The following is a 20,507-nucleotide window of genomic DNA, read 5'->3' on the forward strand; positions in this document are numbered from 1 at the left end:
ATTGGTTACTTATGGGCTTGAGGCGTAATCTGAGAAAAGCCGCGTAAAAATTGACGGGGTTACTATGTATAAAAATTTTTTTAAAAGATTAATAGATGTTATTCTGTCGGTTTTGGCATTGATAGTATTGAGTTGGCTCTATTTGATTGTTGCCATCATCATAAAAGCCACATCCAAAGGACCGGTTCTGTTCAAGCAGGAGCGCATCGGAAAGAACGGAAAAGTGTTCAATATTCTAAAATTCCGTTCAATGAAAGTCGGAGCAGAGAAAACCGGTTCCGGCGTGTATTCCGGCAAGGGAGATCCGAGAGTTACCAAGGTAGGAAAGTTTATCCGTGCGACAAGTATCGATGAACTTCCTCAGTTAATAAATATTTTAAAAGGCGATATGGCGCTTATCGGCCCCAGACCTCCGCTGACTTACCATCCGTGGAAGTGGGAGGAGTACACCGACGAGCAAAAGCGTATGTTTGAGGTTCGTCCGGGCATTACCGGTTGGGCGCAGACGCACGGCAGAAAAGACGTCGAGTGGCACAAGCGCATTGAGCTGAACGTGTGGTATGTCGACCACATTTCCTTCGGGCTGGATTTCAAGATTTTCTGGCTCACGATTTTCAAGATTTTTACGAATGCAGATAATGAAAACAAAGGCGAAACAGTGAAGAAATAAGGTTGCATTATGGCGCTGAAATTAATGTACATTACGAATAAGCCTGAGATTGCGCAGATTGCGGAGTCGTCGGGCGTCGACAGAATTTTCGTTGATATGGAATACATCGGCAAGGCAGAACGCCAGGGCGGATTGGACTCCGTGCAGAATCACCATACGGTTGAGGATGTGCGTACCATGAAGCAGGCGGTTGAGAGTGCCGAGGTTTTGGTGCGCGTAAACCCGATTCATGAGGCGACTGATGAGTATACTTCATCCAAACAGGAGATTGACGATGTCATTCAAGCCGGCGCGGATATCATTATGCTGCCATATATCACAAGCGTTTCGCAGGCGGAAGATTTCCTGTCCTACGTTGGCGGCAGGGCCAAAACCATGCTGCTGATTGAAACGCCGCAGTCCGCTGAAGCTTTGGATGAAATTCTGGAGCTTGACGGCATCAACGAAATCTACATAGGGCTAAACGATTTGAGCCTTGGTTATCATAAAAAGTTTATGTTTGAGCTGCTCGCCGACGGCACGGTGGAAAATCTGTGCCTAAAGTGCAAGCTGAAAGGAATTCCCTACGGCTTTGGCGGCGTTGCGTCGCTCGGCAAGGGAATGTTGCCCAGCGAGTACATTATCCGCGAGCATTACCGTCTCGGCTCTACTTGCGCTATTTTGTCGCGCAGTTTCTGCAATGTATAAGGTAAAGCATATCGGTATTATCAGCTCGACCTTCATCGACGGAGTAAAGGAAATCCGCGAGCTCGAAGCCGAGTGCGAAAGCAAAATGAGCTATTTCAGAGAAAATGAAAGGGTAGTTGCAGAGCGCGTTCACGCGATTTGCGAGGGATAAGCGATGAATTTATTGGTGACAGGCGCATGGCCTGACGGCAAAAATTGCATAGCAGAGCTTGAAGCGATGGGACATACCGTCACCTTTATGCAGTACGAAAAAGATGCGTTACCCTGCTCTTATGATTGGGCAGAAGGCGTTATCTGCAACGGTTTATTCCTAACCCACCCGATTGAAAAATTCACAAATTTACGATATATCCAACTGACCAGCGCGGGCTTTGACAGAGTAGATATGGACTATGTCAAGGCACACGGCATTGAAATTCACAACGCACGCGGCGTCTACAGTATTCCGATGGCGGAATTCGCCCTCTGCGGCGTGCTGCAACTTTACAAACAAGCGGCGTTTTTCCGAGAGAATCAGAGAAAACATCTTTGGGAAAAGCACCGCGGTTTGCTGGAATTGGCAGGCAAAAAAGTCCTGATAGTCGGCTGCGGCAGCGTGGGGAATGAATGCGCGAAGCGGTTTTCAGCACTTGATTGTGATGTGATTGGCGTTGATTTACTGGCTAATGAGGATAGTCCTCAGGACGTATTGCATATATTACCGAGCAGGGGCAGATTTTACTCGGTTATTAAACCTATGAATCATTTTAATAGTGAGCTCACAAAGGCTGATGTTGTTGTATTGACACTGCCTCTTACGAAACAAACGCTTCACATGATGGATAATTATAGATTAAGTTTGATGAAAGATGGAGCAATATTAGTGAATATTGCTCGCGGGGCAATCGTTGATATAAATGCATTGCTGCTTCATATAAATCGGATTGGCGGAGCGGTTCTGGATGTTTGCGAAGAAGAACCGCTTGACGAAAAATCCCAATTATGGGACAACAAGAATATTATCCTTACTCCTCATAATAGTTTTATCGGGGACCATAACAAAGATAGAATTAAAGCGTGTATTATAGGAAATTTGCGGAGGAAATATAATGTCAATTAAGATTTTAAGAGATGAAATAAAATCTGAATTAGACAATAATTCTAAATATCGAGAGATGCTTTTTAGAAGAGGCTATCTTCTTACAAATAAAAAGCTAAAGAATCTTGAAGAGTACCCTTTTTACGGGATATGGAGCGAGCATAAAGTCGACAATTACTTTCTATATGTACAACGAGAACAGACCGTATATCTACAAAGTGATAATCAATTAACTTCGGTTATTATCGGCCATGCTTATAACCCTTTTGACATGCAGTATCGGGAGGAAGAATTGTGTTCTAATTTAATTAATGCATATACAAAAGGGCTAGAGTCATATTTTGATAAGGTTTCTGAACTAACAGGACTACATGTAATTATGCTTTTTGATAATGGAAAGCTGATTGCTTGTCAGGATGCTTGTTCATTAACAGGATGTTATTTTGGAAGGATAAACAACCATATTTATGTAACGGAGCACCCTCAACTGATTGCTGACTTGTGCGATTTAAAAATGGATCCGAATGTCGAAAAACTGGTTGAAACAAAGTGCTATAACATCGGCAATAGGCATTTGCCCGGTAATGTTACACCGTATAAAGAACTGAAAAGACTTGGTGCAAATACTTATTTGTTCTACGATGGTGCTTTTTCTATTAAGAGATTTTACCCGATAAGAAACCATCCTGAGTTCACCAATGATGAAGATAAAGATACTAACATTAGAGAAATCGGAAGATTAATTCATAACGGCATTGAATGTTGTACCAAAAAATGGAAAAGATGCACAATATCACTTTCCGGTGGAACTGACAGTAAGACTACATTAGCTTGCGCGAATGGTTTATATGATAGGTTTTCGTATTTTAGTTTTCATTCTAAACCGCAAGAACTGGTAGATGCCGAGGGTGCTAAAAAGATTTGTGATAATTTAGGATTGGAACATACTTTATACCATATTCCGGAAGAAAATAGCAGTTTTTCCGATTTTGATTTTATAAAAAAATTACTTCAACATAACACAAACTATTTTGTGAATCTGGCAGATAATGAAATTAGAAAATATATATTTCTCCATGATTTAAATGCGTACGATATAGAATTAAAATCATGGGCTTCTGAAGTGGCAAGAGCTTTCTTTGAAAGAAAATATGAGATAAAAATGCCGACGGTATTAAACGAAAGATGCGCTAGTGTGTTTCAGACAAGATTTTTTGGGCATCCGGGATTGCTAAGGTGGTCGGATAAAAAGTATGCGGAGTTTTTGCAGGAGATTGGGTTGGAAAAACCATTATACAACTATGAACATACTGATTTGTTTTATTGGGAAATCCGCATGGGATGTTGGGGAGTTTCAGTCATTTCTTCCCAACAGTTGTATCATAGAATGACTATGCCAATGAATAATAGAAAGATTTTGGAATTATTTCTCAGTTTCCCGCATGATGAAAGAAAATCCGACTCTGTTCATAAGAGAATTATGGCAAGTATGAATCAGAAGGTTGTTGATGCTGAAGTGGAAATACCTAATCTGTATTTTCATGGTTATCGTATATGGATGGAAAAACTGTTCTTTAAGATGAGAACAACCTTTTATCGGTCAAAGATAAGGTGATTGAAAAATGAAAGTTTTGCTGACTGCGACGGTGCAGAGCCATATTTGCCAATTTCATAAGCCTTTGGTTGAGGTGCTGCACGCTCATGGTTGTGAGGTTCACGTTGCGGCGCGGAACAATCTTGCCGAAAAGAACGGCTTGAAGCTTGACTTTGTTGAGAAGGTTTTTGATATTCCCTTTTCCCGTTCTCCAAAGAGTAAGGATAACCTGAAAGCAGAGAAAATGCTCAAGCAGATTATTAACAAAGGACATTATGACGTTATCCACTGCAATACGCCAATGGGCGGTATTGTTACTCGAATCGCCGCAAAACAAGCGAGAAAAAGCGGAGCAAGACTGATTTATACAGCACATGGTTTTCATTTTTATGAGGGTTCTCCGAAAAAGAACTGGATGATTTACTATCCGGTTGAAAAGTATTTCTCGCGAAAGACCGACACTTTAATCACCATCACTCATGAAGATTACCGCTTGGCAAAGAAGAACTTTCACTGTCGCGTAGAGCATATTCACGGTGTAGGTGTAGATGAAAAGCGCTATTTCCCTGTTGGTAAAGATGAGAAATTTCGACTCAGAAAAGAAATGGGCTTTGGCGAGGATCAAAAGCTTTTGCTCTGTGTAGGAGAGTTGCTACCTAACAAAAACCAGAAAATGGCGATTTATGCCATGCAGAGAATAGTAAAGCAGTATCCTGACGCTATCCTCTTTATTGCCGGCAATGGCTCAGAGAAAGAAAACTTAGAGAATGAGATAAAGCAGTGTGGTTTAGAAAACAACGTTAGAATGCTTGGCTATTGCACTCACTTGCAGGACTACCAGCATATTATTGATGTTCTTGTTGCATGTAGCTATCGTGAAGGCTTGCCTCTCAATATTGTTGAGTCAATGCTGTCAGGTAATCCTGTTGTTGCAAGTATCAACAGAGGACACAAAGAACTCATTCATGATGGTGAGAACGGCTATCTCGTTAGTAAAGATGATTCAGAAACGATGGCTGATAGAGTTTTAGAGTTGTTTTCGGATAATCAAAAAGCTGAAGAAATCCAAAAACGCGCGTATGATTTTGCAATGGATTACAGCTTTACTTCAGTCAAAAAAGAGTTGGAAGTAATTTATTTTAATTAAGCTTGGATGATTAAATGACTTTTAAAAGTGATATCTGGCTGCTTCTTTGGATAGGTTTAGTAGCTTTAGTAGCATATGCTGCAAAACTGAAAAAAAAAGAAACCGTTCTTGGGCAGGAGACAGAACGGTATAGTCTGTTGTTTGCTATTATTACTTTTTTGCCGGTTTTTTTGTTTGTGAGTGTTGGAGAAATACGAAGCGATATATGGTTATATTTAAGTAGTTTCGATAGATTATCTATGTCAATAAATGAAGTGTTTCAAAACTGGTGGACAAACAAAGATCCCGGTTTTACTCTAATCGAAGTTATTATAAAGCAAATTTTTGGTAATAATCGTGATGCTTTTAGAATTGTATTTGCATTAATGCAGAGCATTCCGCTCGTTCTTGTTTATCGAAAGTATTCTGTAGACTATGTTCTTTCCGTTTTTTTATTTATCACTATGGGATACTACAGCGGATGGATGATGAATGGCCTTAGGCAGTTCTTGGCAGCTTGTATTATTTTTGCAGCTACACCTTTGCTAATCAAAAAGAAAATAGTACCGACAGTTTTTATTATTCTTCTTGCAATGACAATTCATACTTCGGCTATGATGATGATTCCAATTGCACTGGTAGTTTGGTTTGAACCTTGGAAAAAAGGTATACTTATAAGTTTTATTGTTTTTGTAGTTGCTCTGTTTGTTTTTGTAAATACTACGGATATGTTAAACGAAGAAATCTTAAAATATGATGATGGAGCAAATCCAATTCGCATAGTTATCAGCGCGATACCTGTTGTGATTGCTTTTGTTGGAAGAAAAAAGATTGAATCCGCTAATAATCCTTTGATAAATATTTGCGTAAATATGTCTGTGTTCACAATGCTAACATTTTTTGTTGCGACTTTTACAAATGGTGTAGGAACAGGTCGATTACCTATATATACAGGATTATTTAATTTAATATTAATTCCATATTTAGCAAAAAATGTTTTCGATGAGAAGATTTCGAAAAACATAAAGCTGTTTTTTGTAATCTTTTATATAGCCTATTTCTTCTATAGCATGTTTACAGGAGCTCAATAAAATGGCAGTTAAATTTAGTATTATTATACCGGTATATAACGTGAAGAAATATCTGTCAGAATGTATAAATAGTGTATTATCTCAAACATATGATGATTATGAAATTATATTGGTTGATGACGGATCTACCGATGGTTCCTCTGCTTTATGCGATGAATTTCAAACTCAAGATAGACGAATAAAAGCGATTCACAAAGAAAACGGTGGCTTATCTTCAGCTCGAAATTGTGGGATTCAGCATGCTAAAGGTGAGTATATTTTATTTTTGGACAGTGATGATTTTTGGAATGATAAAAACGCCCTATCAACAATTGCCGAAATGACGAATCGAAATGTTGATTTGGTTTGCTTTGGCTATCGCGAGTATGTGGATGGACAAGGAGATAATGGGGTAGGAATAGACTTTTATGAATTTGATTTACAACTAACAGATAAGGACGCAGTTTTAAAAGAAATGATTTCAAAAGGCGTTTACGTTTCCTCTGCTTGGTGTAAAGCTGTAAAACGTTCTGTGATTATTGACAATAAACTTATGTTTGTGGAAGGTATTACTTCTGAAGATGTAGACTGGAGCGCTAGACTGTTGAAATGCATAAACAATGTCGCTGTGTTTCCAGAGAGCTTTTATTGCTACCGACAACGTAACAGTTCAATTGTACATAGTATTAAATATGAAAATATTGAAATCTTGACAGATAACATTATTAGGTGTGTTGAATTGGGAAAAGATATACCCGAGGGAAGAATGAAAGCACTCTACTATAATTATGTTTCATATCAGTTTATAACTTTTTTGAAATTGACTTTGCTTTGTGAAGATGATTCCAGAAATAATAAATTGCGAAAGAAAATGAAACAATACCAATGGTTATTAAAATATCATCTCAATAAAAAAGTAAAAATGGTCTATTTGGCAAATAAAATATTTGGTTACAATATGATTTTTCGATTATTAAAAATATATTCTTAAGGAATGTTTATGGAACATTTAACGATTTTCACACCTGCATATAATCGAGCAACGCTGTTGGAAAGATGTTACAGGTCTTTGCAAAGACAAACTAACAAAGATTTTATATGGTTTGTAATTGATGATGGCTCAACTGATAATACGCGCGAAGTAGTCAGCAAATGGATTTCAGAAAACAATGATTTTGAAATCCGTTACTATTACAAAGAAAATGGCGGTTTACATACTGCATACAATGAAGCAATAGCGCATCTTGAAACTGAGTTGGCTGTTTGTATTGATTCAGATGATTACATGCCGGATAATGCGGTAGAAATCATACTTAACTTTTGGCGAAAAAACGGCAGTGATAAGTATGCCGGTATTACCGGGTTGGATTTTGATGCGAATACTAATAAAAACATCGGCGGTTATTATCCCGAAAACCAGAAATCCATAAACTTGATTGATGTTTTAGTAGGAAGATATCCAACAGTTTATGGCGACAAAAAGCATGTTGTGCGTTCTGCGTTATATAAACAGGTTCCGCCGATGAAGTCATTTCCCGGGGAGAAGAATTTTAATCCTCACTATTTTCATTTAGAGATATCGCGTAATTATGATTTTTTGATTGTCAATGAAAATCTTTGCTATGTAGATTATCAGGACGCCGGTATGACTAACAATATGATGTGGCAATACTACAATAGCCCAAATAGTTTTGCGGAAATTAGGCTCCATTATCTTTCGTTTGATAATCTTCCGCTAAAATTCAAGCTAAAGAGTTGTGTGCATTATGATTCTTCTTGCGTTTTAGCAAAAAGAAAACACTTTATTCGTCAGTGCCCATATCGATTTATCGCAACTCTTTGTGTACCGTTTGGGTTTATCCTGTCTAGAATTATTTTGCTTAAAAATCGAAAGAAGAAAGACCAATGAAAAAAGTTTTGTTTTTCATACCTAATCTATCAGTTGGCGGCGCCGAGAAAGTTTTGGTTAATCTCGTCAACAATATGGACAAGAACATTTTCAATATTACAGTACAAACGCTTTTTGCCGGCGGAGTTAATGAGCAGTTCTTGAATGAAGATATAAAACTAAAGCATTGTTTTAAAAAGACTTTCAAGGGAAACAGTAAAATTCTCACTTTATTCAAGCCCGAAACCTTATATAATCGGTTTATTAAGGAGCATTATGACATAATTATCTCATATCTCGAAGGTCCTACAGCGCGAATTGTTTCCGGGTGTACAGATAGAAACACTAAAATTGTTTGTTGGATACATTGTCGATTTGATACACCGGAAACTACGGCTGTAGGATTTCGTAGCTTTGAAGAGGCGAAAGTGTTATATAACCGATTTGATAAGATTGCTTGTGTTTCTAATTGGGTAAAGGAATATTTTTGCAAAGCTGTAGATTATAAAGGTGATATTGAAGTTTTATACAACACCAATGAAACCGAAGACGTTTATAAAAAGTCTTTGCTTCAGGTTAATGATGTGTCTTTTGATGGAGACTGTTTTAAATTGTGCTCTGTAGGAAAAATTGAAACCGTTAAAGGCTATGACAGGCTAGCGAGAATCCATAAGAAATTATTGGATAGCGGTATAAATAATAAAGTATACATATTAGGCGAAGGTTCTCAAAAGGGAGAAATAACAAGTTATTTAAAACAGAATGGATTGGAAAATTCATTTTTGTTTTTTGGATATCAAACGAATCCATATAAATATGTTTCAAAATGTGATTTATTTGTTTGCAGCTCGTTATCGGAAGGTTTTTCTACAGCAGCAACAGAAGCGCTTATTGTTGGAACTCCGGTTTGTACAGTTGAAGTATCTGGCATGAAAGAAATGCTTGGTGAGAACAATGAGTATGGTGTTGTAACCGAGAACAGCGAAGAAGCGCTATATGAAGGAATAAAAATGTTACTGGATAACCCTGATTTACTCGCTCATTACAAGAAGCAAGCAGAAATCAGAGGAAAAGAATTCAGCACAGAAAAGACTGTTAAAGCTGTACAAAAAATGCTATATAGTCTTTGAGGAGAAGTAAAAATGTGCAGAATGAAAATAAGCGTTATTATACCATTCTATGATAAGCGCGAACAAGGAAGAGAGTTATTAAAACAAGCTGTTGACTCTGTGCTCTCACAACCGTATAAAAATATAGAGGTAATAATTGTAGATGATGGATGCCGGGTAGACAACAGGCGCTATTTTGAGAGTTTACAGTTAGCAAACGTAAAGTATTATCGCAAAAATAATACTGGGGCAGGTGATTCCAGAAATTATGGATTGAGAAAATCAGCAGCAGATTACGTTGCATTTTTGGATCATGATGATAGATGGGTAGAAGGATTTCTCGATGTTACGATTGTCGGTGAATTAGAGAAGAATTATGATGTATATGGATTTTCATATTTTTGTTGTAGTAGTGATTTATCAAGAGGAACAAAAATGTCAGTTGATGCAAAATTGATTGGTGGGGGTGCATGTGCAGTAAAAAGCTCGTGGAACCATCATTCAAGTTTTATATTTAAAAGAGATTTTTTGCTATCACATAATATAGAATACGCTCGTATTGACAGAAACGAAGATGAAATTTTTCGAATAAAGGCTTTATATTTTGCAGATAGAGTTTTTTTTTTCGACAAGACAATATTCTACTATAGAAATAACCCCAGCTCTGTTACACATCAAAATATTAAAACGGAAGAATTGTATGTACCCTTAATTAATGAATATATTAAGTTAAGAGAATTTTTTATTTGTAAATTTCCGAATGATAATGAAATAATTGGTATTATGAATGAGTTGATATGTGTATATAGTATAGAGGCGATAGAAGATGTTTGTGCGTCAAATCGAAAATCTAGTGAGATTCAACGTGTGACAGAACAGCTATTACTTAATGAATATATTTGTAATTATACGAAGTATATTAAGAATAAACAGATTATTAGTCGTATTTCGAGATTTTTTAATGAAAAAAAGGATTTTATTGATTGTCAAAAAAGAAAAGGCGCAAAGAGAAGATGGATTAATCATATTAAAAGAATCCCAATCGTTAATAAGTATTACTATCAATATTCAAAAAAGAGATATCCAATAAAGATTGTAAATAGTTATGGAAAATAGTTTTATGAGTTCAGTTTTCCAGATTAAGCTAATCATTTGGGATTTAGATGATACCTTTTGGAAAGGCACTCTTTTCGAAGGCGGAGTCATTATTCCTGATGAACATATCAATTTAATAAAGAATCTGACGGATGCAGGTATTGTTAATTCCATTTGCAGTAAAAACGATTGGGAGCCTGTTAAAGCAGAGTTAGAAAAAGTCGGTTTGCTTGAATATTTTGTGTTTCCTTCTGTTAATTGGGAACCCAAGGGACAGCGTATCAAAAAGTTGATTGCCGATTTGATAAGATCGCTTGTGTTTCTAATTGGGTAAAGGAATATTTTTGCAAAGCTGTAGATTATAAAGGTGATATTGAAGTTTTATACAACACCAATGAAACCGAAGACGTTTATAAAAAGTCGTTACTTCATGTTGATGATGTGTCTTTTGGTGAAGACTGTTTTAACTTGTGTTCTGTTGGAAAAATCGAAACCGTTAAAGGCTATGACAGGCTAGCGAGAATCCATAAGAAATTATTGGATAGCGGTATAAATAATAAAGTCTGCATATTAGGCGAAGGCTCTCAAAAAAAAGAAATAACAGATTATTTAAAGCAGAATGGATTGGAAAATTCATTTTTGTTTTTTGGATATCAAACGAATCCATATAAATATGTTTCAAAATGTGATTTATTTGTTTGCAGCTCGTTATCGGAAGGTTTTTCTACAGCAGCAACAGAAGCGCTTATTGTCGGAACTCCGGTTTGTACAGTGGAAGTTTCCGGTATGATAGAAATGCTTGGCGAGAACAATGAGTATGGTGTTGTTACTGAAAACAGCGAGGAAGCGTTATACGAAGGAATAAAAATGCTCTTAGATAATCCTGATTTACTCGCTCATTACAAGGAACAAGCCAAAATTAGAGGAAAAGAATTTAGTACAGAGAAGACTGTTAAAGCAGTGGAAAATATGCTTTTTTCATTATAGCTCATAGGAGGAAAATAATGGTTCCGAAAGTGATTCACTATTGCTGGTTCGGAGGAAACGAAAAACCAGATATTATTAAAAAGTGTATTCAGTCATGGAGAGAAAAGTGCCCTGATTATGAGATAAAAGAATGGAATGAAAGTAATTTTGATGTTACTATCAATCGTTATATGTATGAAGCTTATCAAAATAAAAAATGGGGATTTGTACCAGATTACGCACGCGCGTGGATAATTTATCATTATGGTGGTATATACATGGATACCGATGTTGAATTGTTGGATAACATGGATTCTTTTCTTAACTATGATTCTTTTATGTTTTGGGAGTCGGAGATTTTTTTCAATTTAGGTATGGGTTTTGGCGCGGAAAAAGGTAATCAAATTATCAAAGCTGTAATGGATGAATATGAGAATAGAGCATTTATTAAACCTAACGGCAAATTGGATATGTTACCATCACCTGCAATAAATACAAAATCAATTAGAAATACCATTCCAGAAATTCGATTGGGAAATTATGATCAAATAATTGATAACAATGCTTTCTTATCTTATAGCGCATATTCAAGATTAATGAAACATTACGGAACCGCTACTTGGACGGATAAACCAAATTTGAGCATGGACGTTTCTCAAAAGGTATGGAAGGACACAAAACTTAAACGTTTCTTGCGTAAACCATCGCGATTAGAATTTGTGGAAAATCATTTCCCCAAAAAACTATATAATGCATATATATTTTTTTCGTATGATTTCTTGGAATTTGGTGGAAAGTTCTTTATAAAAAAGTATGTTTTTCGGAAATGATAGATTTTGACGTAGCTAAAAGCACTTTAACACAGATAATATTGGATACAAAAAGATTGGCAAAGAGAATAATTAACGCTGTATTATTCGACAAGTAGTGTAAAAAATGCTGTTAAGTTTATAAGAAAAAGATTATGAATGTATTAAAAGAATGGATATACCGCTTGCGCGGAGAATACACAACTGAAAAATTGATTTCAATGGGTATGAAAGTTGGGAAGAATTTTGGGCGTCTAAACGGAGTTATTCTGGATCCGAGTCATTGTTGGCTGATTGAAATCGGAGATGATGTCACATTGGCGCCGCGTGTTCATATTTTGTGCCATGACGCAAGTACCAAGACCTTTATGAATTACACTAAAATAGGCAACGTGACCATTGGAAACCGTGTTTTTATCGGAGCTGAGTCTGTTATATTGCCGGGAGTGACAATTGGAGATGACGTCGTAATCGGGGCAAATAGTACCGTGACACACGATATCCCAACTAATTCTGTTGCGGTTGGTTCTCCGGCGAGAGTTATTTGCACTTTGGAAGAGTATATTCAGAAAGAAAAAGAGCGTATGAAATCCGCGCCTGTATATGATGAATCATATACTTTAAGAAAGGATATACCTATGGAGTTTCGTTTGAAACAAAAAGAAGAATTAGACGGTAAAATAGGTTACGTAGATTGATGAAAGAAAACAAAATATCAGTAATTGTCCCGGTATACAATATTGAAAAGTATATTGTAAAGACAGTAGAAAGCATTAGAGATCAAACGTATAGGAATCTTGAAATCATTTTAGTGGATGACGGTTCTTCTGACAGTAGCGGCAGGATACTTGATGAGATTTCTGCTCAAGATAGTCGGATAAAAGTGATACATCAAAAAAACGGTGGTGTGACTTCTGCTCGTATTGCAGGAATAAAGATTGCAACAGGTGAATGGATTGGTTTCGTAGACGGCGATGATTTTATCGAACCGGATATGTATCAACGACTGCTTGAGAATGCGTTGAAGTATTCTGCTCAAATATCGCATTGCGGCTATCAAATGGTATTTCCGAGCCGTGTTGATTACTACTACAACACAGGCCGTCTTGTGCAACAAGACAAGCTAACAGGTCTTTATGACCTGTTAGACGGTTCATTTATTGAACCGGGGCTGTGTAACAAGCTTTTCCACAAAACCTTGTTCCACAGCTTGTTACACGAGGGATTAATAGATTTATCAATTAAGAATAACGAAGATCTGCTGATGAACTATTATTTATTTAAAGCCGCCTCAGCAAGTGTATTTGAGGATATTTGTCCATACCATTATATTTTGCGCAAAGGTTCAGCAGCAACATCAAAGGTAAACGAGCATAAGCTGTACGATCCTATAAAAGTACAAAAATTAATCCTTGATGATGTTAGAAATAATAAGGATCTGGCTAATGTAATATACGGAAGAATGGCAGGAACTTATATTAACGGTGCTGCCATGACTAATCCGGGCAAAGAAACGTATATTGATGAATATATTAAAATGTGCCGTCAAGAGTTAAAAAAGATTAAAGAGCCATTTTTGGCGGGAAATAGGAGTAAGATTTCAAAAATCCGATATCATCTTTGTAGTTTTTCTCCCACATTATATCGTGTATTTTATAAGGTGTACGCAAAGGCAAGAGGAACTGATAATAAATACGAAGTGAGATAGATTATGGATAATCCGCTAATCAGCGTTATTGTACCAATATATAACGTCGAAGAATACTTGAATAGATGTGTTGAGAGTATAGTTAACCAGACATATCAAAATCTTGAGATAATCTTGGTAGATGACGGCTCACCCGATAATTGTCCGCAAATGTGTGATGGTTGGGCGAGCAAAGATAATCGAATCAAGGTAATACATAAAGAAAACGGCGGCTTATCCGACGCGCGGAATGCTGGGTTGGATATAGCTACAGGTGAATATATTGCATTTGTTGATAGCGATGATTTAGTTTCGTATACATTTATCGAAGATTTGTTAAATGCGATTCTAACAACAAAATCAGATTTGTCAGCATGTGATGTTGAGAGTTTTATTGATGATACAGATGTGAATCTTTCAGAAGATGCAGTAGGAAAAGTAGCTACATATACTTCTGAACAAGCATTATCCCAGCTAATTATGGGGCGGGGATTTAGAGCAGTAGCATGGAATAAACTTTATCATTCATCATTATTGAAAGGTGAATGTTTCGAGTTTGGAAAACTCCACGAGGATGAGTTTTTTACTTATCGAATTCTTGATAAATGCAAACAACTGGCTTTTATAAGTGTTCCTTTATATAAATATCGGCAACGTGAAGGGAGCATTATGTCTGTTAAATCGGATAGACATTTAGATATGCTTGAGGCTGGATTACAGAGACTAGAGTTGTTGAAGAATAAGTATCCTGAACTATACAGTCAGGATAAAATTACATTTTGCATAGGATGCTTAAATTGTTATTCACAAGCGGTGCAGGGAAATTTTGAAAACTCTGAAGCGGCTAAGAAGAAGATAAAAATGTTTCGCAAAGAAATACACTTCTCACTATCTGAGTTTAGTGATTTGAGTTTGAAAGATAAATACTACGTGTTTGCGTCTCACCCAAGTTTAGCTTGGATAAGCTCCAGAATTAGACATTAATAGTTAGGATAAACTGTATGGGTTTACTTGGAAAGATTAATAAAAAATATCGGTATATTCAAAGTAATTGGGAAGCAGATATTCGCTTTTCAAAGAAGTATGCAAAACTAAGAAGAAAAGATATTATAAGTTCAACAATTGGTTTGAAAAATATTTCAGACCAAGCGTCCAAGCAAATAGAACAATATATACTTAATCTTCTTGCTGATACAATTCATGAAGTTATTAATAAATACAAATACTTGGAAATATCAGGAGATCCCGTTCCTGATCCGCCAATATTTGTATGTTGGTGGACAGGATTAGAGTCAGCACCGGCTATCGTTAAGCAGTGTGTAAAGAGTATATATAAAAATGCTGGGAACCATCCAGTTAATTTTATAACAGAAAAAAATTACTCGGACTATATTAGCGTTCCGGATTTCATTATTGAGAAAATGAAGTCCGGTAAAATGGGATTAGCGCATTTTGCTGATTATCTTCGAGTGTCGCTGTTAGAAAAATATGGTGGTCTATGGCTTGATGCAACTATTTATTGTTCACAATCTATCCCGGAAAGTTTTTTTGAACTATCATTTTTTACGCTCAAAAGCCCCTATAAATTAGGATATTTGTCCAAATATCAATGGGTAACATTTTGCTTAGGAGGATGGCGAGGCAATCAGTTTTATTCTTTTATGAAAGAGGCTTTTGAAGAGTATTGGTCTAAGAATGATTACGCGATTGACTATCTGTTTTTTGATTATTTGATTTATTTGGCAAAAGAAAACTGTCCATACATAAAGCAACTTATGGATTCTGTGCCTGAAAACACACCCCATAGGGATGATTTGCAAGCTGCTATGAATGCAGCGCTTCCGGCTGAGCAGTTTAGCCAAGTTATTCAAGAGGATACCGAGATATATAAGTTGTCGTGGAGAGAAACTTATTCTGAAAAAACAAATGATGGTAAACAAAGTCTGTATGCCTATTTCTTGGATATGGAGATTTTATAGAAATGAGACAGAGGATTATTAACTTCTTATATAGGCACAAATCATTATTATGGTTACTGTGGGTTTATCACCGGATAATTGGTCGAAACAAATTTATTATTCGGGGGGAATTATCTTCAGATAAATAATTCAAATTTTATCAAAAGTGTGTTTGAATGCAGAGAAGGACATGAAAACACTGTTATTCTTGGAACAAATACCTTTATGAGTAATAGCATACTGTTAATCAAAGGCTCTAATAATATAGTAGAGATTGGTTCGGATGGGTTCATAAATGGCTTAGTGATAACAGTTGAGGGTGACAATAACAAGGTTCATATAGGAGACAAAGTATTCGTATTAGATGATACAAGGATGATTACGGTAGATGGTTCAACTTTGCATATTGGAAACGAGTGTATGTTTTCAGATAGAATTGATATTCGAACAACTGATAATCATGCAATAATTGATATGGATACAAGTAAAAGAATTAACTTTGAAGAAGATATCATAATAGGCGACAAAGTCTGGATAGGAACCGGAGTGAATATTTTAAAAGGAAGCGTTATTCCAGATGGCGCTATTGTAGGTGCACGAAGCGTTGTAACTAAACAGTACCAGCAGAATAATTCAGTGATAGTCGGCAATCCTGCGAGAGTGGTGAGAAATAATGTTCGATGGACAATGGAGAGATAAAACTTAATGATAAGTGTAATTGTTCCGGTATATAATTGTGAAAATGTATTGCATTATTGTATAGACAGCATTTTGAATCAGACGTATAAAGATTTTGAATTAATCCTTGTTGATGATGGTTCAACTGATAAAAGCGGTAAGATTTGCGATGAATACGCAAATAAGGATTCACGTCTTCGAGTTTTTCATAAAGAGAACGGCGGTGTTTCTTTAGCAAGAAATTTTGGAATCGATAATGCAAATGGTGATTATATATGTTTCATTGATAGCGATGATTATGTAAACGGGGATTATCTGGAATTATTAATGCATACTAAAAGCAAATACCCGGAAAGCGACAATATTTGGTGCTGTTTTACGACAGTAAATTCATATGGAGGGAATCCACAAAATAGTAATTGTATAAAAACAGACAAAGACTATGTTGAATTTGATAGAAGTCAAATTATGACTTTGCATGAGAAATGGTTGGATGCGGGACCGGTTTGTAAGTTATATTCAAAAGAAGTTATTGTTAAAAACCGTATCCGTTTTAATGAGTCAATTTCATTAGGAGAAGATTTAATCTTTAATTATGATTATATTGATAAAACAAATGGACAAATTATGGTTAAAAATGTTCCATTATATAAATATGTACAAATGAGCGATGAAAGTTTAAGTACAAAGTATTATCCGGACTTATTTGGTATATACAAGCACAACAATAGCATGATGTGGGATTATATTGTGCGTTGGGGTTGTGATGATGAGCAAAAGCAAATGTTTTATAACTCCTGTTTTTACTTATACGAAAGAGTTTTAACGAATACTTATCATAAAGATAGTGATTGCAAACACAAAGTTAGATATAATACTAGGATTTTGAAAAGTGAAGAGTTCACTAAATCGCTTTATCATTCTAACTGTTTTATTCATCCAGCTTATCGTTTCGCGTATAAACACCAATCTTATTTTATGGTAAGAGCATTAGATATAATCTTAAAAATTAAAAAGGCAAAATAGAAATGAACCCAATCAAATCAATAAAAGAGCGACAAAAAGGATATGTTATTCGCAACTTTTCCAAGAGTAAGTATGCGAAGAAACTTAAGTTATTTCATAATATTTATAGAGGCGAAACATGTTTTATTATAGGTAACGGTCCCAGCTTGAAGGCTGAAGATTTGGAAATGATTTACCAAAAAGGGATTCCAACATTTGCATTTAACCGAATTTATTTGATGTTTGATAAAACGCAATGGAGACCGACGTATTACATTTCGCAAGATGAAAAGACATTAAAGAATTGCACCAAAGAAGTCAATCAAATGAATCTATCGTATAAGTTTATCCCGATTTTTATTGAGTTCTACCATGACGTGCATATTGATAATGCAATCTTGTTTCATCTTGTTTCATCCGGCACGGAATATCCGGAGATGTCAGATGATATATCGTCTTTTGTTGGCGATTCTACAACCGTAGCTGTTACTGCAGCGCAGTTTGCTGTATACATGGGATTTAAGAAGATTTATCTAATTGGTGTAGATCACAGTTTTTCAACGTATCAAAATGATAAAGGTGAAATTATTCAAGATAACAACGCAAGGGATTATTTCACCGATGAATACAACAAGGACAAAGCAGAGCTTTATGTTCCTAATATAGATGCAAGTACGCGAGCATTTATATCATTAAAGAGGTTCTGTGATGAAAAGGTTATAGAAGTATACAACGCAACCCGCGGCGGTAATCTTGAAGTTTTTCCACGAGTGGATTTTGATGAAGAAATAAAGAGGTTGTAAGAATAATGGCAAAAAGTCAATTAAGAGTCGGAGCAGTAATGTCATATATTAATATGGCATTGGGTTCGTTAATACCAATGTTCTATACTCCTGTTATGCTAAATTTGTTAGGGCAAAGTGAGTATGGACTTTTTAAATTGGCAAGCACAGTTACCTCGTATCTTGGGTTAATTTCTTTTGGCATTGGTTCGGCAGTTGTTAGATATTTGGTCAAATATCGAGCTGAAGGAGATAAAGACGGCGAGGAAAGAATGTTCGGTTTATTCAACATTATTTTTCTTGTTCTTTCCGCAATTACATTAGTTGTTGGTGTTGTGATAGCATTTAATGTTGGATTAATTTATGGTCAATCGCTGTCAAACGAACAGCTATTTGAAATGACAATTTTGGTACTGATATTGACAATCAATACCGCAATTTGTTTTTCGGCTACACCATATACGGCTGTTGTTACCTGTCACGAAAGATTTATTTTTTTACAGATAATAAATATAATAACTACTGTTTTAACACCGATTGCCAATTTATTCGTATTATTTTTGGGATTTAAATCAATCGGAATGGTGGCATCATCGTTTGCGTTAACTATTGTAATTAGAATAGTGTATATTATTTATGTAAAATCATCAATTGGTATAAAACCAAGATACAAGAATATGCCAACGTACCTTGTAAAGGAACTGTTGATTTTTTCTTTTTGGATTTTTGTCAGCAATGTTGTAAATCAACTATATAATGCCACCGATACAGTAATTATTGGCGCGGTTCCTGCCTTGGCTACTGTCGGAGTCGCTATATACAATGTTGGCGCAACGTTTACAAATATGATGCAGAGCTTTACAACTGGAATCAACAGTGTACTTACACCAAAAATTAATACAATGGTATTTACCGGTAGTTCAAATGCAGAATTGACAGATATGGTTATTCGGTTTGGCAGATTGCAAGCGTATATTGTCGCACTGGTTTGTAGTGGCTTTATAGCTTTCGGTCAGCAGTTTATTAAATTGTGGGCAGGATCTGATTATTCAGAGGCATACTGGGTTTGTTTAGCTACTATGATTCCTATCTGTATACCTCTTGTACAAAGCGTAGCATTAAATATCATCGTTGCTCAAAATAGACACCGTTTCCGTTCATTAGTTTATTTGGGTATAGCTATAGTAAATGTTATTGGTACTATACTTTGCGTTAATCAGTTTGGCATTATAGGTGCTGCTGTTGTTTCAGGTGTTGCGTACATTATAGGTCCCGGTTTGATTTTGAATTGGTATTACTGGAAAAAGATTGGTTTGGAAATCCCACGTTTTTGGAAAGAAATTGTTAAATTATTCATCATTCCGACCATAATAGCTGCAGTTACGATATTTATTTTGAATTTTGTGACGCTGGATAAATGGATAACATTGTTAATTGGAATTATTATTTATACTTTGGTATTTGCAATAGTCAACTGGTTTATTGTGATGAATGACTACGAGAAAGATATCTTCAGAGGACCGGTGCTAAAAATAGTACGCAAATTCAGGAGGAAGAAAGCATGAAAATTATCGGAATGATACCCGCGCGCGGCGGGTCAACAAGATTTAATAACAAGCCTTTGGCGTTAATCTGCGGCAAGCCCATGGTTTACTGGGTTTGGAAGCACAGCAAGGAAGTATCCGTATTTGATGAAGTATACATTGCAACCGATAGTGAAGAAATCAAATCTGTAGCTGAGGGCTTTGGCGCGAAGGTCATTATGACTTCCGATAATTGCGAAACGGCGACCGAGCGTTTGTGGGAGGTTTCGCATAAGATTGATGCTGATCTCTATGTGATGGTCAACGGCGATGAGCCTTTGGTGCTTGCGGAGGACATTGTGAAGTGCATTCCCGAAACAATCCCGGAGGATGGCTTCTATGTATCCAACCTCATGACCGATTTCTCCAACCCGGTTGAGGTGGTCGATCCGACCAATCTGAAAATCGTCACCAACAAGGACGGTGTTTGCCTGTTCATTTCACGCGCACCTATTCCGTTTCCGAAGGGCGAGATGAACTATGCTTATCAAAAATTTGTTGGTGTAGGTGCTTTTACACACGCTGCGCTTGAATACTATCACGATACACCGCGCGGTCCTGTTGAAAAGATTGAAGAGAACGATTCGTTCCGTTTCATTGAGAACCGCAAGGATTGTTATTACATCAATGCTCACTGCAAAACACTTTCGGTCGATACACCGAAGGATAGAGTGCAGGTTGAGCGCTACATGATTGAACACAACATGGCAGAGTGAGGTACA

General features: G+C 36.3%; 23 protein-coding genes. All 23 read left to right on the forward strand.

Annotation, left to right across the window (positions count from 1 at the left end; genetic code table 11):
* Positions 1-64 precede the first annotated feature (64 nt).
* The 23 genes from AB1I49_RS04040 (at position 65) to AB1I49_RS04150 (ending at position 20,501) form a co-directional block, all read left to right on the forward strand.
* The gene (locus AB1I49_RS04040; protein ID WP_407721428.1) at positions 65-670 is read left to right on the forward strand and encodes a sugar transferase; all 606 of its coding nucleotides are present in this window, start codon (positions 65-67) and stop codon (positions 668-670) included.
* 9 nt (positions 671-679) lie between these two features.
* Positions 680-1,357, forward strand: a complete 678-nt coding sequence (locus AB1I49_RS04045) for an aldolase/citrate lyase family protein (protein ID WP_407721429.1) — start codon at positions 680-682, stop codon at positions 1,355-1,357.
* Positions 1,350-1,508: a hypothetical protein gene (locus AB1I49_RS04050; RefSeq protein WP_407721430.1), complete on the forward strand. Its 159-nt coding sequence runs from the start codon at positions 1,350-1,352 to the stop codon at positions 1,506-1,508. The genes AB1I49_RS04045 and AB1I49_RS04050 overlap by 8 nt, the downstream gene beginning before the upstream one ends.
* A 3-nt stretch (positions 1,509-1,511) precedes the next feature.
* Positions 1,512-2,456: a D-2-hydroxyacid dehydrogenase gene (locus AB1I49_RS04055; RefSeq protein ID WP_407721431.1), complete on the forward strand. Its 945-nt coding sequence runs from the start codon at positions 1,512-1,514 to the stop codon at positions 2,454-2,456.
* Positions 2,446-4,050, forward strand: a complete 1,605-nt coding sequence (locus tag AB1I49_RS04060) for an asparagine synthase-related protein (protein WP_407721432.1) — start codon at positions 2,446-2,448, stop codon at positions 4,048-4,050. The genes AB1I49_RS04055 and AB1I49_RS04060 overlap by 11 nt, the downstream gene beginning before the upstream one ends.
* Before the next feature lie 7 nt (positions 4,051-4,057).
* Complete coding sequence (locus AB1I49_RS04065) at positions 4,058-5,176, forward strand: glycosyltransferase family 4 protein (protein ID WP_407721433.1); 1,119 nt, start codon at positions 4,058-4,060, stop codon at positions 5,174-5,176.
* Between the two features lie 14 nt (positions 5,177-5,190).
* A complete protein-coding gene (locus AB1I49_RS04070; protein ID WP_407721434.1) occupies positions 5,191-6,246 on the forward strand; it encodes an EpsG family protein in 1,056 nt (351 codons plus the stop codon).
* Position 6,247: 1 nt separating this feature from the next.
* Positions 6,248-7,216 (forward strand): glycosyltransferase family 2 protein, encoded by a 969-nt coding sequence (locus AB1I49_RS04075; RefSeq protein ID WP_407721435.1) that lies wholly within the window; start codon positions 6,248-6,250, stop codon positions 7,214-7,216.
* Between the two features lie 9 nt (positions 7,217-7,225).
* On the forward strand, positions 7,226-8,134 hold the full coding sequence (locus tag AB1I49_RS04080; RefSeq protein WP_407721436.1) for a glycosyltransferase family 2 protein: 909 nt from the start codon (positions 7,226-7,228) through the stop codon (positions 8,132-8,134).
* The gene (locus AB1I49_RS04085) at positions 8,131-9,243 is read left to right on the forward strand and encodes a glycosyltransferase (protein WP_407721437.1); all 1,113 of its coding nucleotides are present in this window, start codon (positions 8,131-8,133) and stop codon (positions 9,241-9,243) included. The genes AB1I49_RS04080 and AB1I49_RS04085 overlap by 4 nt, the downstream gene beginning before the upstream one ends.
* 12 nt (positions 9,244-9,255) lie before the next feature.
* Positions 9,256-10,338 (forward strand): glycosyltransferase family 2 protein, encoded by a 1,083-nt coding sequence (locus AB1I49_RS04090; protein ID WP_407721438.1) that lies wholly within the window; start codon positions 9,256-9,258, stop codon positions 10,336-10,338.
* A gap of 4 nt (positions 10,339-10,342) precedes the next feature.
* A complete protein-coding gene (locus tag AB1I49_RS04095; protein ID WP_407721439.1) occupies positions 10,343-10,651 on the forward strand; it encodes a hypothetical protein in 309 nt (102 codons plus the stop codon).
* Positions 10,576-11,304, forward strand: coding sequence for a glycosyltransferase (locus AB1I49_RS04100; RefSeq protein ID WP_407721440.1), 729 nt, complete (start codon positions 10,576-10,578; stop codon positions 11,302-11,304). The genes AB1I49_RS04095 and AB1I49_RS04100 overlap by 76 nt, the downstream gene beginning before the upstream one ends.
* A gap of 14 nt (positions 11,305-11,318) precedes the next feature.
* Positions 11,319-12,113 (forward strand): glycosyltransferase family 32 protein, encoded by a 795-nt coding sequence (locus tag AB1I49_RS04105; RefSeq protein WP_407721631.1) that lies wholly within the window; start codon positions 11,319-11,321, stop codon positions 12,111-12,113.
* A gap of 134 nt (positions 12,114-12,247) precedes the next feature.
* Entirely contained in the window at positions 12,248-12,790 is a 543-nt protein-coding gene (locus AB1I49_RS04110) for a DapH/DapD/GlmU-related protein (protein ID WP_407721441.1), read from the forward strand.
* A complete protein-coding gene (locus AB1I49_RS04115) occupies positions 12,790-13,800 on the forward strand; it encodes a glycosyltransferase family 2 protein (protein ID WP_407721442.1) in 1,011 nt (336 codons plus the stop codon). The genes AB1I49_RS04110 and AB1I49_RS04115 overlap by 1 nt, the downstream gene beginning before the upstream one ends.
* 3 nt (positions 13,801-13,803) lie before the next feature.
* Positions 13,804-14,763 carry a glycosyltransferase gene (locus AB1I49_RS04120; RefSeq protein ID WP_407721443.1) on the forward strand — a complete coding sequence of 320 codons (960 nt, stop codon included), beginning with the start codon at positions 13,804-13,806 and terminating at the stop codon, positions 14,761-14,763.
* A 17-nt stretch (positions 14,764-14,780) separates the two neighbouring features.
* On the forward strand, positions 14,781-15,758 hold the full coding sequence (locus AB1I49_RS04125) for a capsular polysaccharide synthesis protein (protein ID WP_407721444.1): 978 nt from the start codon (positions 14,781-14,783) through the stop codon (positions 15,756-15,758).
* Positions 15,759-15,836: 78 nt separating this feature from the next.
* Positions 15,837-16,436 carry an acyltransferase gene (locus AB1I49_RS04130; RefSeq protein WP_407721445.1) on the forward strand — a complete coding sequence of 200 codons (600 nt, stop codon included), beginning with the start codon at positions 15,837-15,839 and terminating at the stop codon, positions 16,434-16,436.
* A gap of 6 nt (positions 16,437-16,442) precedes the next feature.
* Positions 16,443-17,441 carry a glycosyltransferase family 2 protein gene (locus AB1I49_RS04135; protein ID WP_407721446.1) on the forward strand — a complete coding sequence of 333 codons (999 nt, stop codon included), beginning with the start codon at positions 16,443-16,445 and terminating at the stop codon, positions 17,439-17,441.
* Between the two features lie 2 nt (positions 17,442-17,443).
* The gene (locus AB1I49_RS04140) at positions 17,444-18,223 is read left to right on the forward strand and encodes a 6-hydroxymethylpterin diphosphokinase MptE-like protein (RefSeq protein WP_407721447.1); all 780 of its coding nucleotides are present in this window, start codon (positions 17,444-17,446) and stop codon (positions 18,221-18,223) included.
* Positions 18,224-18,228: 5 nt separating this feature from the next.
* Positions 18,229-19,767 carry an oligosaccharide flippase family protein gene (locus AB1I49_RS04145; protein ID WP_407721448.1) on the forward strand — a complete coding sequence of 513 codons (1,539 nt, stop codon included), beginning with the start codon at positions 18,229-18,231 and terminating at the stop codon, positions 19,765-19,767.
* A complete protein-coding gene (locus tag AB1I49_RS04150) occupies positions 19,764-20,501 on the forward strand; it encodes a 3-deoxy-manno-octulosonate cytidylyltransferase (RefSeq protein WP_407721449.1) in 738 nt (245 codons plus the stop codon). The genes AB1I49_RS04145 and AB1I49_RS04150 overlap by 4 nt, the downstream gene beginning before the upstream one ends.
* The last annotated feature ends 6 nt before the right edge of the window (positions 20,502-20,507 follow it).

Source organism: Ruminococcus sp. NATIVEDY160, assembly GCF_045819885.1.
Classification (GTDB): domain Bacteria; phylum Bacillota; class Clostridia; order Oscillospirales; family Acutalibacteraceae; genus Ruminococcoides.